At 63.2% G+C, this 16,257-nt stretch carries 15 protein-coding genes; 8 read left to right on the top strand and 7 right to left on the bottom strand.

The window, feature by feature from the left end; genetic code table 11:
- Nucleotides 1–35: 35 nt before the first annotated feature.
- The 6 genes from KPL76_RS11170 (at nucleotide 36) to KPL76_RS11145 (ending at nucleotide 4,642) form a co-directional block, all read left to right on the top strand.
- On the top strand, nucleotides 36–659 hold the full coding sequence (locus KPL76_RS11170) for a superoxide dismutase (RefSeq protein WP_216333432.1): 624 nt from the start codon (nucleotides 36–38) through the stop codon (nucleotides 657–659).
- 165 nt (nucleotides 660–824) lie between these two features.
- Nucleotides 825–1,832 carry a type I glyceraldehyde-3-phosphate dehydrogenase gene (gene gap, locus KPL76_RS11165; RefSeq protein ID WP_216333430.1) on the top strand — a complete coding sequence of 336 codons (1,008 nt, stop codon included), beginning with the start codon at nucleotides 825–827 and terminating at the stop codon, nucleotides 1,830–1,832.
- Nucleotides 1,833–1,899: 67 nt separating this feature from the next.
- On the top strand, nucleotides 1,900–3,117 hold the full coding sequence (pgk, locus tag KPL76_RS11160) for a phosphoglycerate kinase (protein ID WP_216333428.1): 1,218 nt from the start codon (nucleotides 1,900–1,902) through the stop codon (nucleotides 3,115–3,117).
- Nucleotides 3,111–3,914, top strand: a complete 804-nt coding sequence (gene tpiA, locus KPL76_RS11155) for a triose-phosphate isomerase (RefSeq protein ID WP_216333426.1) — start codon at nucleotides 3,111–3,113, stop codon at nucleotides 3,912–3,914. The genes pgk and tpiA overlap by 7 nt, the downstream gene beginning before the upstream one ends.
- Nucleotides 3,915–4,012: 98 nt before the next feature.
- Nucleotides 4,013–4,264, top strand: a complete 252-nt coding sequence (gene secG / locus KPL76_RS11150; RefSeq protein ID WP_205108830.1) for a preprotein translocase subunit SecG — start codon at nucleotides 4,013–4,015, stop codon at nucleotides 4,262–4,264.
- Nucleotides 4,265–4,273: 9 nt separating this feature from the next.
- A complete protein-coding gene (locus KPL76_RS11145) occupies nucleotides 4,274–4,642 on the top strand; it encodes an RNA polymerase-binding protein RbpA (protein WP_216333424.1) in 369 nt (122 codons plus the stop codon).
- A 99-nt stretch (nucleotides 4,643–4,741) separates the two neighbouring features.
- Here the strand turns inward: KPL76_RS11145 and pgl are convergent, their stop codons facing one another.
- The 6 genes from pgl to tkt form a co-directional block, all read right to left on the bottom strand.
- Nucleotides 4,742–5,512: a 6-phosphogluconolactonase gene (pgl, locus tag KPL76_RS11140; RefSeq protein ID WP_216333422.1), complete on the bottom strand. Its 771-nt coding sequence runs from the start codon at nucleotides 5,510–5,512 to the stop codon at nucleotides 4,742–4,744.
- 22 nt (nucleotides 5,513–5,534) lie between these two features.
- Nucleotides 5,535–6,509: a glucose-6-phosphate dehydrogenase assembly protein OpcA gene (locus KPL76_RS11135; protein ID WP_216333420.1), complete on the bottom strand. Its 975-nt coding sequence runs from the start codon at nucleotides 6,507–6,509 to the stop codon at nucleotides 5,535–5,537.
- Nucleotides 6,506–8,047: a glucose-6-phosphate dehydrogenase gene (gene zwf / locus KPL76_RS11130; RefSeq protein ID WP_216333418.1), complete on the bottom strand. Its 1,542-nt coding sequence runs from the start codon at nucleotides 8,045–8,047 to the stop codon at nucleotides 6,506–6,508. The genes KPL76_RS11135 and zwf overlap by 4 nt, the downstream gene beginning before the upstream one ends.
- Before the next feature lie 74 nt (nucleotides 8,048–8,121).
- Entirely contained in the window at nucleotides 8,122–9,732 is a 1,611-nt protein-coding gene (locus KPL76_RS11125; RefSeq protein ID WP_216333410.1) for a glucose-6-phosphate isomerase, read from the bottom strand.
- On the bottom strand, nucleotides 9,729–10,865 hold the full coding sequence (gene tal, locus KPL76_RS11120) for a transaldolase (protein WP_216333408.1): 1,137 nt from the start codon (nucleotides 10,863–10,865) through the stop codon (nucleotides 9,729–9,731). Before tal ends, KPL76_RS11125 begins: the two co-directional genes overlap by 4 nt.
- A 54-nt stretch (nucleotides 10,866–10,919) precedes the next feature.
- Nucleotides 10,920–13,019 carry a transketolase gene (gene tkt, locus KPL76_RS11115; protein WP_216333406.1) on the bottom strand — a complete coding sequence of 700 codons (2,100 nt, stop codon included), beginning with the start codon at nucleotides 13,017–13,019 and terminating at the stop codon, nucleotides 10,920–10,922.
- A 190-nt stretch (nucleotides 13,020–13,209) separates the two neighbouring features.
- Between tkt and KPL76_RS11110 the strand changes: the two genes are divergently transcribed.
- Both KPL76_RS11110 and KPL76_RS11105 read left to right on the top strand, forming a co-directional pair.
- Nucleotides 13,210–14,130, top strand: a complete 921-nt coding sequence (locus KPL76_RS11110; RefSeq protein ID WP_216333404.1) for a heme o synthase — start codon at nucleotides 13,210–13,212, stop codon at nucleotides 14,128–14,130.
- Nucleotides 14,131–14,269: 139 nt separating this feature from the next.
- Nucleotides 14,270–15,202, top strand: coding sequence for an endonuclease domain-containing protein (locus tag KPL76_RS11105; RefSeq protein ID WP_216333402.1), 933 nt, complete (start codon nucleotides 14,270–14,272; stop codon nucleotides 15,200–15,202).
- A 70-nt stretch (nucleotides 15,203–15,272) separates the two neighbouring features.
- Here KPL76_RS11105 and KPL76_RS11100 read toward each other — a convergent pair whose 3' ends face one another.
- On the bottom strand, nucleotides 15,273–16,253 hold the full coding sequence (locus KPL76_RS11100) for a heme A synthase (protein WP_216333400.1): 981 nt from the start codon (nucleotides 16,251–16,253) through the stop codon (nucleotides 15,273–15,275).
- Nucleotides 16,254–16,257 lie beyond the last annotated feature (4 nt).

The raw sequence follows: 16,257 nt of genomic DNA, 5'->3' as shown, positions 1-16,257 counted from the left end.
GGCAACACCCCACACAACGAGTACAAGGAGACACAATGGCTGAATACACCCTTCCAGATCTTCCCTACGACTACGCAGCGCTCGAGCCGCACATCAGTGCCACGATCATGACGCTGCACCACGACAAGCACCACGCGACCTACGTCGCCGGCGCTAACGCCGCACTCGCCCAGCTTGCCGACGCCCGCGACTCAGAGAACCTCGCAATCGTCAACAAGCTCGAGAAAGACCTCGCCTTCAACCTCGGTGGCCACGTCAACCACTCGATCTTCTGGACGAACCTGTCTCCAGAGGGTGGCGAGCCGACCGGTGAGCTGGCCGCCGGCATCGATGAGTTCTTCGGCTCGTTCGACAAGTTCAAGGCCCACTTCACCGCCGTCGCGCTCGGCGTGCAGGGTTCCGGCTGGTCCGTTCTGGCCTACGACGTCATCGGTAAGAAGCTCAGCATCTTCCAACTCTTCGACCAGCAGGGCAACGTGCCGTTCGGCCTCGTTCCGCTGCTCATGCTCGACGTCTGGGAGCACGCGTACTACCTCGACTACAAGAATGTGCGCCCTGACTACGTCAAGGCGTTCTGGAACATCGTCAACTGGGAGAACGTCGCATCGCGGTACGCCGCAGCGAGCTCGAAGACTGACGGTCTGCTGATACTGTCATAGCGAATCCACGTCAAGCATTCACGGGCGCCGCACCGGCTCACGCCGCGCGCGGTGCCCAATGCTTGCCGCTCTGCACCAGCAGCACCATCTTCACCACGCAACAAGCACTCTGACTCACGGTAATGAACAACCTGCCCCGCGGGGCCCCAATCACAGGAGCAACACGTGTCTGTCAAGATCGGTATCAACGGCTTCGGCCGCATCGGCCGCAACTACTTCAGAGCAGCCCTCGCCAAGGGCAGCGACATCGAGATCGTTGCTGTCAACGACCTCACCGACAACAAGGCTCTCGCCCACCTGCTGAAGTACGACACCATCGGTGGCCGTCTCAACGCAACCGTCGAACTCGACGGTGACAACATCGTCGTCAACGGCAAGCCGATCCTCGTGCTCGCCGAGCGCGACCCCGCCAACCTCCCCTGGGGTGAGCTGGGCGTCGACATCGTCATCGAGTCGACCGGCCGCTTCACCAAGTCGTCAGACGCTCGCAAGCACATCGAAGGCGGCGCCAAGAAGGTCATCGTCTCCGCTCCCGCGACCGGCGACGACGTCGCAACCATCGTTCTCGGCGTCAATGAGGGCACCTACGACTCTGCCATCCACGACATCATCTCGAATGCCTCGTGCACCACGAACTGCCTCGCGCCCCTGGCCAAGGTCTTCATGGACAACTTCGGCATCGAGCGCGGCCTGATGACGACGGTTCACGCGTACACTGCCGACCAAAACCTGCAGGACGGCCCGCACAGCGACCTTCGCCGCGCCCGTGCCGCAGCTGCGAACATCATTCCGACCTCGACCGGTGCCGCCAAGGCTCTCGGGCTCGTCATCCCCGAGCTCGTCGGCAAGCTCGACGGCTACGCACTCCGCGTTCCCGTGCCCACCGGCTCGATCACCGACCTCACCATCGAGACCAGCTCCGTCGTCACCGTCGAGCAGGTCAACGCCGCCTACAAGGCTGCCGCAGAGGGCCCGCTCAAGGGCATCCTGAAGTACACCGAGGACGAGATCGTCTCCAGCGACATCGTCGGCGACCCGCACTCCTCGATCTTCGACGCCGGATTGACCAAGGTCATCGGCAACCAGGTCAAGGTCGCTTCGTGGTACGACAACGAGTGGGGCTACTCGAACCGCCTCGTCGACATCACCGAGTACGTCGCAGCACAGCTCTGATCCTATGGTTTTACCGGCCCTCGGCCGGCAAACACGAATGAATATCGCAGATAGGTAGCAATAAGAAGTGACGATACGTACCCTCGAATCCCTCGGGTCGCTCGCCGGTAAGACGGTCATCATCCGATGCGATCTGAACGTGCCGTTGAAAGACGGCATCATCACCGACGACGGGCGAGTACGCGCGTCACTTCCAACGCTCCAGGCTCTTGCAGCCCAGGGCGCCCGGGTGGTCATTGTGAGCCACCTCGGGCGCCCTGAAGGCAAGCCTGAAGCCAAGTACAGCCTTGCCCCTGTGGCGGAACGCCTGTCCGAGCTGCTTGCGGCTCCCGTGGCTTTCGCGACTGACACCGTGGGGGAGTCCGCTGCAGCCGCAGCATCCGGTCTCTCTGATGGCGGATTCGCCCTGCTCGAGAACCTGCGCTTCAACCCAGGCGAAACCAGCAAAGACGCGGATGCCCGGCGCGCCTTCGCCGAGCAGCTCATCGCTGCCGTGTCGGCCGATGCGTTCGTCTCCGATGGCTTCGGCGTCGTGCATCGCAAACAGGCGAGCGTGTTCGAACTCGCTGAACTTCTGCCCAGCGCCGCGGGCCTGCTCATCGAGACCGAACTCCGCGTTCTCGACCAGCTGACCGAGACACCGACGCGCCCCTATGCAGTGGTGCTCGGTGGCTCGAAGGTCTCCGACAAACTCGGTGTCATCGGGCATCTCCTGCCCAAGGTCGACTCGCTGCTCATCGGTGGGGGCATGCTCTTCACCTTCCTCGCCGCACAGGGTTTCCAGGTGGGCGCCAGCCTGCTCGAGAAAGACCAGATCGAAACCGTGAAGGGCTACCTCGCCAAAGCGAAGGAGCTGGGCGTCACGATCGTGCTGCCGACAGATGTCGTCGTCGCGTCGAAGTTCGGTGCAGACGCAGAGCACACGGTGACCTCCGCTGAAACGATCGAAGAGACTCCGTTCGGAGCGAGCGGTCTCGGACTCGACATTGGTCCAGCTACGTCGGCCGCCTTCGCGGCCGTCATCGAGGCATCGCACACGGTGTTCTGGAACGGCCCGATGGGAGTCTTCGAACTCGCGCCCTTCGCCGAAGGCACCCGGGCAGTCGCCGCCGCACTCACGCACGTAGACGGACTCGGCGTCGTCGGAGGTGGCGACTCTGCCGCGGCCGTTCGCGCACTCGGATTCACAGATGACCAATTCGGTCACATTTCAACTGGTGGCGGTGCAAGCCTCGAGTTCCTCGAAGGCAAGCGCCTGCCCGGCCTGGAGGTCCTCGGATGGTAAACGCACAATCACCGGTCGGCCGGTTGCCGCTCATCGCCGGCAACTGGAAGCTCAACCTCGATCACCTGCAGGCCATTGCCTTCGTGCAGAAGCTCGCGTGGAGCCTGAAAGACGCCAGTCACTCGTACTCCGACGTGGAGGTGGCGATCTTTCCGCCGTTCACCGACCTTCGTTCGGTACAGACGCTCGTCTCGGCAGACAAGCTCGAACTCGCCTATGGCGCGCAAGACGTCTCAGCTCACGACTCCGGCGCCTACACCGGCGAAATCTCCGGCGCATTCCTCGCCAAGCTCGACTGCACCTATGTCATCATCGGCCACTCCGAACGACGCACGCTTCACAACGAGACCGATGAGGTCGTCGGCACGAAGGTCGCGGCTGCACTGAAGCACGGGCTCATCCCCGTGCTCTGCGTCGGTGAGACCGCAGAAGACCTGGAGAAGTTCGGCCCGAGCGCAGTGCCGGTCGCCCAACTCAAGGCCGCCCTCGTCGGCGTCGCCGCCGACGCAAATATCGTCGTCGCCTACGAACCTGTGTGGGCGATCGGCTCGGGAAAAGCAGCTACACCTGAGCAGGCTGAGGCAGTCTGCGCGGCCCTGAGAGCCGAGCTCAGCACGACGCTCGGCCCAGAGGCTGCCGCTTCGACGCGCATCCTCTATGGCGGTTCGGTGAAGGCATCGAACATCGCGAGCTTCATGCGCGAGCCGAACGTCGACGGCGCCCTGGTCGGTGGAGCAAGCCTCGATCTCGACGAATTCAGCGCCATCGTTCGCTTCAAAAAGCACGTAGGCGTGTAGTACTTCAATCATCAAGCTATACTGACTCTTGGTCTGGGAGCAGTCGTGGCCCGGGTGGGGTGCTGAATAGTGACCCCGTTGTCTGTGAAAGGTTTTTCGTGCAAATCCTCCAAGTCGTGTTGCAGGTTGTGACCGGTATCACCAGTCTGCTGCTGACACTGCTCATCCTTCTTCACCGCGGTCGCGGCGGGGGCCTGAGTGACATGTTCGGTGGCGGCGTCACGTCAAACCTCGGTGCTTCAGGGGTCGCAGAACGCAACCTGAACCGCATCACTGTCATTCTCGGGGTCGTGTGGGTTTCCTCGATTGTGATTCTCGGGCTCATCACCAAGTTCGATTCAGGAAATTAGGGGAAAATCATGGCTTCTGGCGGCAGCGCTATTCGGGGTTCGCGCGTTGGCGCCGGCCCCATGGGCGAACAAGACAGAGGGTTTCACGCCGACCGCATCAAGGTCTGCTACTGGGACGCACTCGGCAACGAGACTGTGCGGTATTTCGCCGCGAACCTCCCGCTCGATGAGATTCCCGAGACGATCGATTCTCCGCAGTCCGGTCTTCCGGCAGGCCGCGACCAGCTGAACCCGCCCTCGGTGGCCAAGCTCGAGCCGTACAAGACTCACCTCGCCTACGTCAAAGAGCGCCGAACCGAAGAAGAGGCAGCACAGCTTCTCGAAGATGCTCTCTCACAACTGCGCGCGCGCCGCGGCACCATGACCCCGACTGCGTAGAGCTCGGCGAACTCACCTCCAACCAACGAAGAAGCCCTCCATCCGTAGCATCTGCTGCCGATGGAGGGCTTTCTTTGATCTTCGAAGCCTGTGAGACCCTCAGTACGACGGCGCGATCAGGCTCTCAGGCACTTCAGCGGCAGCTTCGCGATCGACGAAGAAGACCGTGCGCTTGCGACCCTCGGCCCCGGCAACCGGTACTTCCTCTTCGCTGGCGCCGGCCAGGGCGAGGCCGAGTGCCGAAGCCTTGTCCGCCCCGGCAAGCACCAGCCAGATGCGGTCAGCCGACTGGATGACCGGCAGAGTCAGGCTCAGCCGAAGTGGCGGTGGCTTGGGCGAGTTACGCACCGCGACCACCGTCGCCTTCCGCTCTGCGATACCGGAAAGCCCCGGAAAGAGCGAGGCGATGTGGCCGTCGGGGCCCACGCCGAGAAACATGATGTCAAATCGCGGGTAAGGCGAACCCTCATATGCCGCATCGGCGAGCTCGGCGGCATATGCCGCAGCGGCCTCGTCGATGTCTGCTATCTCGTCTGACGAGGCGAACACGTGGATCTTTGACTCGTCCACCGGGATGTGGTTCAGAAGTGCATCCCGAGCCTGCAGATCGTTGCGGTCGGCGCTGCCTGCTTCGACGAACCGCTCGTCGCCCCACCAGAAGTGGATCCGCGACCAATCCACGTTGTTCTGTGCAGGGGAGTCACGGATGGCTGCAAGAACCGCCGTGTTCACACTTCCACCACTCAAGACGACATGAGCCACGTCGTTCTCATCGAGAATGTCGATGATCTTGGTGATGAACCGGGCGGCAACGGCGCCCGCCAGAGAGTCCTTATCCGAGTGAACGAGAACGCGACGATCAGTTGTCATGTATTTCAGCCTTCGTAGCTACTTATGGACGGCTCTGAAAGCCTACTTCTGACGATTCGAAAAGCTCAGTGAGCCCCACTGAGATCACTTCACCATACAGGTCGTCAGGGTCGAGCCGTCGCAGCTCCTCCGCGAGGCAGTCGCGCAGGTTCCGCCGGGGCAGTGCGAGCGTGTGAGTCGGCTGGTCCGGCTGAATCAGCGTCGCCACATTCGGAACTTCGCGGGTGAGGTCGATTGTTCCGGAGGCCCGAACGAGCATCACGCTGTGAATGCCGCTCGACCCGTTTGCCCGCGCCGTGAGGCCGTAGGTGACCGGCACCTGGAGCTGGTGGCCGAGCCACGCGGCCAGGAGCAACGTCGAGGGTGAATCGGAAGCACCCTGGACTTCCACCGAGAGAACCGGCTCGTACGGCGGCTGGTCGAGAACAGCAGCAAGTTGCGCACGCCACAGGGTGAGCCTCGTCCAGGCGAAGTCGGTGTCGCCGGGGGAATAGGACTCCGCGAGTCGAATCAGTGATTCGACAGGGTTCGAATGGTTTGAGGCATCCGTGATTCGTCGTTGTGCGATGCGCCCGAGGCTCGAGGTCGAGACCCGGTCAGGCGAGTCACCCGGCCACCAGACGACGACCGGCGCATCGGAGAGCAGCAGCCCGGTGACGAGCCCTTCTTCGTCGGATGCCGCCGCGCCGTAGGCCTTGAGCAGCACTACCTCGCTGGCGCCAGCGTCGCCGCCGACGCGGATCTGGGCGTCGAGGCGTGCCCCGCGCCCCGAGCGGGCTCCGTCTGATTCGCTGTCGGTTGAGACGACGATGACGCGCATCGGATGCTCGCGGGATGCTTCGTTCGCCGCCTCGATGGCGTCTTCTTCGTGCCCGAGGCTCGTGCGGATGATCAGCGTCAGAACGCGCCCGAGAGCGACCGCGCCACCCTCTTCGCGGATCTTGACCAGCGCTTTCGAGATCTTGGCGATATTGGTGTCAGGAAAATCGACGATCATGGGCGTCTCCAGGTTCTTCCGTCGCGGGACAAGAGTTCATCGGCTGATTCGGGCCCCCAGGTTCCTGGGCGGTATTGGTCGGGTTGACCCTGCGTCGCCCAGTATTCCTCGATCGGATCGAGGATCTTCCACGACAGTTCGACTTCCTGGTGACGCGGGAACAGGGGCGGATCGCCGAGGAGTACGTCGAGAATGAGTCGCTCGTACGCCTCGGGGCTCGCCTCGGTGAAAGCGTGGCCGTAGCCGAAGTCCATGGTCACGTCGCGAACCTGTACGCCGGCACCGGGCACCTTCGAGCCGAAACGGATCGTCACACCCTCGTCGGGCTGAACACGGATGACGAGGGCATTCTGGCCGAGCTCCGACGTCTGGCTCTCTGCGAAGAGATGCTGCGGAGCCCGCTTGAAGACCACGGCGATCTCGGTGACACGGCGACCCAGTCGCTTACCCGCGCGCAGGTAGAACGGCACGCCGTTCCAGCGGCGCGTGCCGATGTCGAGGCGCACCGCAGCGTAGGTCTCTGTGGTGGATTCGGGGTTCATGCCGTCTTCTTCGAGGAAGCCGGGCACGTATTCGCCACCCTGCCACCCGCTGGCGTACTGTCCCCTGGCCGTCGAATGGCTGAGGTCCTTCGGCAGCTTCACCGCCGCAAGCACCTTCTCTTTCTCGGCGCGGAGGTCAGCCGCGTCGAAGGAGATGGGCTCCTCCATCGCCGTGAGCGCCATCAGCTGCAACAGATGGTTCTGGATGACGTCACGAGCTGCGCCGATGCCGTCGTAGTAGCCGGCACGGCCACCGACACCAATGTCTTCGGCCATGGTGATCTGCACGTGGTCGACGTAGTTCGCGTTCCAGATCGGTTCATAGAGCTGATTCGCGAAACGAAGCGCGAGGATGTTCTGAACCGTCTCTTTGCCGAGATAGTGGTCGATGCGGAAGACGTCATCGGGAGCAAAGACCGACTCGACCACGTCGTTGAGCTCGCGTGCGGTCTTCAGGTCGCTCCCGAAGGGCTTCTCGATGACCACCCGACGCCACTCTCCCGGCTTCGGGTGTGCCAGGCCAGACCGACGAAGCTGCTCGGTCACCAGGGGGAAAGCCTTCGGCGGAATCGAGAGGTAGAAGGCGTGGTTTCCCTTTGTTCCCCGTGATTCATCGAGCTCGGCGATCGTCTCCTTGAGGTGCAGGAACGCATCGTCGTCATCGAATTCTCCCGAGACGAAGCGGATCCCCTCGGAGAGCTGGCGCCACACGTCTTCGTCGAACGGAGTACGCGCGTACTCCTTGACTGCGTCGTGCACGACGCGCTCAAAATCCTGGTCCTCCCAGTCACGACGGGCAAAGCCGACGAGAGAGAAACCGGGCGGCAGAAGCCCCCTGCTTGCCAGGTCGTAGACGGCTGGCATGAGCTTCTTTCGTGACAGGTCGCCGGTCACACCGAAGATGATCAGGCCGCTGGGGCCGGCGATCCGGTTGAGACGCCTGTCTGTGGGAAGCCTGAGAGGGTTGTACTCCGGAGTGATTTCTACCGGTGACATCGTGCTCCTTGCGTAGTGCTGATGCTGGTGTGCGCGAAGCTCGAAGGGTTACCTCGCGCACAGGTGTCGTGAGACTAGTGGACGGCCTCGAACAGGGTCGAAACGTTCGCTGACGGATCGGTCAGATTGAGCCGGAGCACAGGCTGACCGTGGGACTCGAGCACGCTCGCGTCGCCGGCAGCCTGTGCCTGGATGAGCTGGCCGAAGGTGAACGGGCGATCCGGCACCTCGAGGTCGACACCGGCGTCTTCAGTGATCTGGAGGAATACACCGATTGCCGGGCCGCCCTTGTGGAACTGGCCTGTCGAGTGGAGAAACCGCGGACCCCAGCCGAACGTGACAGGTCGGTCGATCTTCGATGCGATCGCATCGCGCAACTCGGCGAGTTCCGGCAGCGCAACCCGGTCGACGTACGCCTGGATGGAGACATAACCGTCTTCCGGCGTCTCGGCTAGCAGCCTATCGATTGCTGCAGCGACGGTGTCGACACCGGAGACCACGGATGCCGTACCACGCACCTCGATGCCGTCGACAGTGAACGCAGACGCCTCCGGTGCGGGCTGGGCATCGAGAAGCCCCCTGGTGGCAACCTTCGCCGATTCGACATCGGGCTGATCGAAGGGGTTGATACCAAGCAGGCGCCCGGCAACAGCGACGGCGTACTCCCAGGTCAGAATCATTCCGCCGAGGGAACCACTCATGAGGATCTCGCCCTCGTGACGGTTCTGCGGCAGGATGTGGAACTGGTCGGCATCCTTCACCAGGCGCACCACCTGCAGGTCAGCCAGCTTCTCGCCCAACTCGGGGGAGTGGGTGTCGAGAACGACGGGCAGCAGCCCGCGACCGTTCTTTCCTGTCGATTCGGCGATGAGTTGTTCGGCCCAGTCGGCGAACCCCACGATGTGTGTTCCGTCGGCGACGATACCCAATTTGTTCTTCAGCGGAACCGTACCGGCGATCGCCGCGCCCAGAATGAGCCCGGGGTTGTCGGAGTCATCGTTGGCGAGGTACAACTCGATCGCCTCGGCTTCGTCGAGGAGCTCACCGATATCGGCACCGGCAAGACCGGAGGGCACCAGACCGAACGCCGTCAGCGCAGAGTACCGGCCACCCACATTCGGGTCCGCGGTGAAGAACCGGTAGCCGGCCTCTTTCGCAGCGGCCTCGAGCGGCGAGCCCGGGTCGGTGACGATGATGATGCGGTCTTTGGGGTCGATCCCGATTTCCCGGAAGGCCTTCTCGTACGTGCGACGTTGGCTGTCGGTCTCGACAGTGGAACCGGACTTCGATGAGACCACCAGGGCACTCGTCGCCAGCCTGTCGGCAAGGGCCGAGGCGACCTGGCCCGGAGCGGTGGAGTCGAGCACCGTGAGCTCGACTCCGGCCGTACGGGTGATGACCTCAGGTGCGAGGGATGATCCACCCATGCCCGCGAGCACGACGTGGTCGACTCCCTGAGCCCGAAGGTCGTCGCGAAGTTGCGCGATCTCGGCCACGAGCGGGCGTGAGATCGAAACCGCCTCTGTCCAGCCGAGCCGCTTACTCGCCTCAGCCTCGGCTTCAGCACCCCAGAGCGCAGGGTCCTGGCTCGTGATGCTCGACGCGACGAGATCGCCGACGAGAATCGGCACCTGGGTCTCGACGGCCTCCTTCACGAGGCCGCTGACGTGGATCCGAACGCTCACTTCGAGGTCTCGGAGGTGGCCGCATCCAGAGCCGTCTGAACGGTCTCGAGCAGTTCGTTCCACGAGACGATGAACTTCTCGACGCCCTCTTTCTCAAGCAGCTCAGTGACCTCTGCGTACGAGATGCCCTGGGCCGCAACAGCGTCGAGAACCTTGTTCGCGGCGGCGTAGCTGCCTGAGATGGTGTCGCCGGCGATGACCCCGTGATCGAAGGTCGCGTCGAGCGTCTTCTCTGGCATGGTGTTCACAACCTCAGGAGCGGCGAGCTCGACGACATACGTCGTGTCGAGAACGGCAGGGTCCTTGACACCCGTCGAGGCCCACAGTGGACGCTGCTTGTTGGCGCCGGCAGCGAGGAGCACCTTCGCGCGCTCGGTGGTGAAGGCCTGCTCGTACACTTCATAGGCGAGCTGGGCGTTCGCGACGCCGGCCTTGCTCTTCAGCGCGAGGGCTTCGTCGGTTCCGATGGCAACGAGTCGCTTGTCGATCTCGAGGTCGACGCGCGAGACGAAGAACGACGCCACGGAGTGGATCTTCGACAGGTCGATGCCCGCAGCCTGGGCCTTCTCGAGGCCGGACAGGTACGCGTTGATGACGTCGCGGTAGCGCTCGAGGCTGAAGATCAGCGTGACATTGACGCTGATGCCCGCCGCGATGGTCGCCGTGATGGCTTCGAGGCCTTCGATGGTCGCGGGGATCTTGATCAGCACGTTCTCTTTGTCGACCTTGTCGAACAGCTCTTTTGCCTGCTTGATGCTGGCGGCAGCATCATTGGCGAAGCCGGGCTCCACCTCGATCGAGACGCGGCCGTCGAAGCCGGCCGTCGCGTCGTAGATCGGGCGGAAGATGTCGCAGCCCTGTGCCACATCGGCCGTGGTGATCTCGAACACCGCGTCGGTGACGTTGAATCCCTTGGCAGCGAGCTCGCGGACCTGCTCGTCGTAGGCCTCACCCTTGGCGAGTGCTGAAGCGAAGATCGAGGGGTTCGTCGTCACTCCGACGACGTTCTTCTCTGCGATCAGCTTCTGCAGGTTGTCGGTGCGCAGTCGCTCACGCGAGAGGTCGTCGAGCCAGATGCTCACGCCGACGGCGGAGAGCTGGGCGGTGGGTGAAGCGGTCTGTGTGTCAGTCATGTCTTGTCTCCTTGAATGAAAGAAATCAGTGAAAAGGTGCCCGGATGACCGGAGCTAGGCCTGGAGCGAAGCGAGTGAGGTCTTGGCCGCTTCGATCGCTGCGCCAGTCGTCATGCCGAACTCACGGAACAGCGTCTTGTAGTCGGCTGACGCACCGAAGTGCTCGATCGACACGCTCTTGCCGTGGTCACCGACGTAACCGCGCCAGGTGAGCGACAGCCCCGCTTCGATGGAGACGCGCGCCTTGACAGCAGAGGGAAGAACCGACTCGCGGTACTCGGCGGTCTGCTCTTCGAACCACTCCAGGCACGGGGCAGAGACGACGCGGGCGTTGATTCCGTCGGCCTTCAACAGTTCCCGGGCCTCGACAGCGATCTGCACCTCGGAGCCCGTGGCAATGAAGATGACGTCGGGCGTGCCATTCGGAGCCTCAGCGAGCACGTAGGCGCCCTTCGCCACGTTCTTCGCCGACGCGAAGACCTCGCCGCTGGCGTCGCCCTCACCCCGCTCGAACGTGGGAATGTTCTGGCGGGTCAGCGCGATGCCTGCCGGGCCATTACGACGCGAGAGGATCGTCTTCCACGCCCAGGAGACCTCGTTGGGGTCGCCGGGGCGCACAACGTCGAGCCCGGGGATCGCACGCAGGGTCGAGAGCTGCTCGATCGGCTGGTGGGTCGGCCCGTCTTCGCCGAGGGCGACAGAGTCATGCGTCCACACGAAGATCGACGGCGACTTCATCAGCGCGGCCAGTCGAACGGCCGGGCGCATGTAGTCGGAGAAGATGAGGAACGTGCCACCGAAGGGGCGCGTGTTGCCGTGCAGCACGATCCCGTTCAGAATCGCACCCATCGCGTGCTCACGGATTCCGAAGTGCAGCACCCGGCCGTAGGGGTTTCCCGTCCACTCGTGGGTCGAGTGCTCGGCAGGTACGAATGACCCGCCACCGTCGATCGTCGTGTTGTTCGACTCGGCCAGGTCGGCAGAGCCGCCCCAGAACTCCGGCATGACGCCAGCGATCGCGTTGATGACCTTGCCGGAGGCGGCACGGGTCGAGACCTCTTTGCCTGCTTCGAAGACCGGCAGGACTTCGTCGAAGCCCTCGGGCAGATCGCCCAGGAGAACCCGGTCGAGCAGAGTCTTCTTCTCGGGGTTCGCTGTGGCCCAGGCGTCAAAGCCCACGCGCCATTCGTCGTGAGCGTCTTTTCCGCGTGTGAGAGCCTCGCGTGTGTGCTCGATGACCTCGTCAGAAACGGCGAAGGTCTCTTCGGGGTCGAAACCCAGAACCTCTTTGAGGCCCTTCAGTTCATCGGCACCGAGTGCCGAACCGTGGATCTTGCCCGTGTTCTGCTTCTTCGGGCTCGGCCAGCCGATGATGGTCTTCAAGATGATGAGGCTGGGCTTGCTCGTTTCGGCCTTTGCAGCCTCGATCGCGTCGTGCAGTGCCGCAACGTCTTCGACGTACAGGCCCGTCTTCTTCCAGTCGACGACCTGCACGTGCCAGTGCAGTGCCTCGAAGCGGGCCTTGACGTCTTCGGTGAAGGCGATGTTCGTGTCGTCTTCGATCGAGATCTGGTTGCTGTCGTAGAAGGCGATCAGGTTTCCGAGCTGCTGGTGACCGGCGAGGGACGATGCCTCGTTGGTGATGCCCTCTTCCATGTCACCGTCGCCAGCGATGGTGTAGATGAAGTGGTCGAAGGGGCTGGCGCCGGCCGCAGCATCCGGGTCGAACAGGCCACGCTCGAAACGCGAGGCGTACGCGAAGCCGACGGCAGAGGCGAGACCCTGGCCAAGCGGACCTGTGGTGATCTCGACGCCGTCGGTGTGGCCGTACTCGGGGTGACCCGGTGTGAGCGAACCCCAGGTGCGCAGCTTCTTCAGGTCGTCGAGCTCGAGGCCGTAGCCACCGAGGTAGAGCTGAATGTAGAGGGTCAGCGAGCTGTGACCGACCGAGAGGATGAAACGGTCGCGGCCGATCCACTCGTTGTCACTCGGGTCGCGGCGCATCTCCTTCTGAAACAGCAGGTAGGCCAGCGGTGCGAGGCTGATAGCGGTACCAGGATGACCGTTGCCGACTTTTTCTACTGCATCTGCAGCGAGTACTTTCGCTGTGCTTACAGCTTTGTCGTCAAGAGAATCCCATTGAAGTGTCGCCACGAGGTATATAGCCCTTCTTAAGTTGCCTGTGCGGTGGGGGAAAAGACTCCCGGGCAACATTGGGCCGCAGGTGATTCCCACCTCGCATACAAGTATAGAGATCGGCGGGGTGCCCGAACCCGCCGATGACCGACTTCTACAGGCCGTAAAGTAGAGTGGAGTGCGTATGTCGCAAGCAGTAAGAGGAGCAATGGACGTAGCTGTAGAGGGGCGGATCTCGCATCCGCGAATCAGCGCAGGCCAGAAGGCCAGAGCCTACGTCTCATTGACGAAACCTCGTGTCATGGAGCTCCTGCTCGTGACCACAGCGCCGGCGATGATCCTGGCTGCGGGTGGCATCCCGAATCTCTGGCTCGTTGTCGCCACCCTGATCGGCGGGGCCCTGTCTGCGGGCAGTGCCGGAGCCTTCAACTGCTACGTCGACCGCGACATCGACCGCGTGATGGAGCGCACCAAGGGTCGGCCGTTGGTGACAGGGGAGTTGTCCGACCGCGAGGCGCTCGTGTTCGCGTGGGTTCTGGCCATCGGTTCGACGCTCTGGTTCGGTCTTCTCGTCAACTGGCTGGCGGCGCTGCTTTCGGTGATAGCGATCGTGCTGTACGCGGTGGTCTACACGATCATCCTGAAGCGCAACACCTCGCAGAACATCATCTGGGGCGGTACTGCAGGCTGCATGCCCGTGCTCATCGGCTGGGCGGCCGTGACGAACTCGCTCGACTGGCCGGCCTGGATTCTCTTCGGCGTCATCTTCTTGTGGACGCCTCCCCACTACTGGCCCCTTTCGATGCGCTACAGCGAGGACTACAAGGCAGTAGGTGTGCCGATGCTCGGGGTCACGCGCGGCCGGGCCGTCGTGGGCCTGCAGACCATCCTCTACGCGTGGGCGACCGTGGCGTGCTCGCTGCTGCTGATCCCGGTTGCGCCGATGGGCATCGTCTACTCGGTGGCCGCCGTCGCGTCGGGCGGCTGGTTCATCTACGAGACCCACCGCCTCTACGGTGCCGCGATCCGTCACCAGACAGTGCAGCCGATGCGCGTCTTCCACGCCTCCATCACGTACCTCACCATCCTCTTCCTGGCCGTCGCCGTAGACCCCCTTCTCCCCTTCTGACCCACCCCCACCCGCACCTCGTCGACTTTCCCCTTCGCGCAAGAATTTCCGTGATTTCCTGCACGAAGAGGCAAATGGATGCCCGGCCTGCCTGTGGATAACGTGAGCAGGCAGCGGAGGTAGTGGGCAGTGTGTGCGGATGACCCATCTTCCTGCGCCACTCAGCTCCCGCCCATTCAGCGTCGCCGAGGCCGAATCACTCGGACTCAGCCGCCACACCCTCCGTCGACGGAGTCTGGCTGCGCCGTACCGCGGCATTCGCGTTCCCATCGCGCCTCCCGACGAAGAAGCGACTGAACTCGACGCGGTTCACAATGCCTGCGCCGCATACGTCCCCCGCCTGCGTGCGGGGGAGCGGTTTTGGGGCCCGACGAGCGCAATCCTCTGGGGATGCCCTCTCCCTCACAGGCTCGTCGATGAAAAGATCCACACGGCGATCCGTCCTCCACTCAATTCCACACGTGAAAGTCATGTGGTTGGGCACCAATCAAGGCTCGGAGCACACCTGCCGCCGAGCTTTCGCCATGGACTCCCTGTCGCCGATCCGTTGACGACCTGGCTCACCCTGGCAGCCCGGTTGTGGGTGCACGATCTCGTTGCCGTCGCCGACTACCTCGCCTACGAGCCGCCACCGTCACACCCCGTGCCTGGTCGACCGTTCGTCACACGGGAGGATTTTGCATCGGGCGTTTCACGGTTTCACGGGCGCGGCAAGATCCGTGCATCCGAAGCCCTTCCATTCATAAGCACCCGTGCCGAGTCGAGGCCGGAGACGCTCCTGCGCCTGTTGCTCGTTGACGCCGGGATGCCATCGCCGGAGGTCAACCCCGAAATAGAGGATGCTCGGGGGGAGGTGATCGGCCGTGCAGATCTGGTATTCCGCCAGCAACGGGTGATCGTCGAATACGACGGTGATCAGCATCGCACTGATACGAAGCAGTACGAGAAGGACATGACCAGACTGCAACGCTTTCATCTGGCGCAGTGGTCGGTTCTCCGCGTGCGCCAGAACGGCTTGTTCATCGACCCGGCCTCAACGGTGCGGAGCGTCGCCTCAGCTCTCGCGCGCTAAACCCCTCTCGACTTTCCCGTTCGTGCAGGAAATCCCGAAAATCCTTGCACGTTCGGGAAAGTCGATGGGGTCAGACGCGGCGGCGCTGGGCGAGGAGGGTTGCGGTCATGGCGGCAACGAGACACGCGGCGAGGATCATGTGGATCACGACGAGCGCGGGAGGGAGGCCGAGACGGGACTGGGTCAGGCCGACAGCGATCTGGGCCACCTCGATGAGCAACAGGGTCAGCTGCCAACGACGGGGGAGACGCAACACGAGCGCGGCGATCACGAGAACGAGAGTCAGAGCGAAGGTGATGTACGCCGGGTAGCTGTGGATGTGCTCCATCACGTCTGTGTTCAGTCCGTTGCGCGGGGTCGCTGCGTCGCCGGCGTGTGGGCCCGATCCGGTGGTCAGGATGCCCACTACCACCGTGACTCCCACGAACACTGCCGTGATCTTCGACACCAGGAGGTACCACGGTGGAACGACAAGAACCAGCGCAGACCCTGCGCCTGCTGGAGCCAGCGACCCGACTAACGCACTGGAACGCGCGTCGAATGCACCCGCATCGGCGATCGCGATCGCGGCCGCGCTGCGCGGACCGTAGTAGACCCGGTACACGAGCATCGTCGTCACAACGACGAGGCCGATCGAGATCACGAAGTGGATGCCCACGATGTACGGGTTGAGCCCGGTCAGCACGGTGATTCCGCCGACCACCGCCTGGAGCGGGATCGACAGCCCCTGCAGCAGAGTGAGCACGAACAGGTCGCGACGGGAGTGCCGGATTCTCAGTACAGCGACGAACACCAGTATCGATATCACAACGATCACGAAAGTGAGAAGCCGGTTCGTGAACTCGATGATGCCGTGCACGCCCATCTCTGGCGTCGACACGAACGACCCGTCGGTGCACTGCGGCCAGGTGGGGCAGCCGAGGCCGGACCCGGTGAGTCGAACGGCACCGCCAGTGCCGACGAGGATGATCTGCACGGCGAGAGATGCCCAGGCGAGCACCCGCACACGTCGGTCGACGGAGGTGGGAAGCCACTGGTACAGACGTTTCACGGGA

Source organism: Subtercola sp. PAMC28395 (assembly GCF_018889995.1).
In the GTDB taxonomy this organism is placed as follows: domain Bacteria; phylum Actinomycetota; class Actinomycetes; order Actinomycetales; family Microbacteriaceae; genus Subtercola.
The sequence above is the reverse complement of the archived record's forward strand: the minus strand, read 5'-3'. Positions and strand labels throughout refer to the sequence as shown.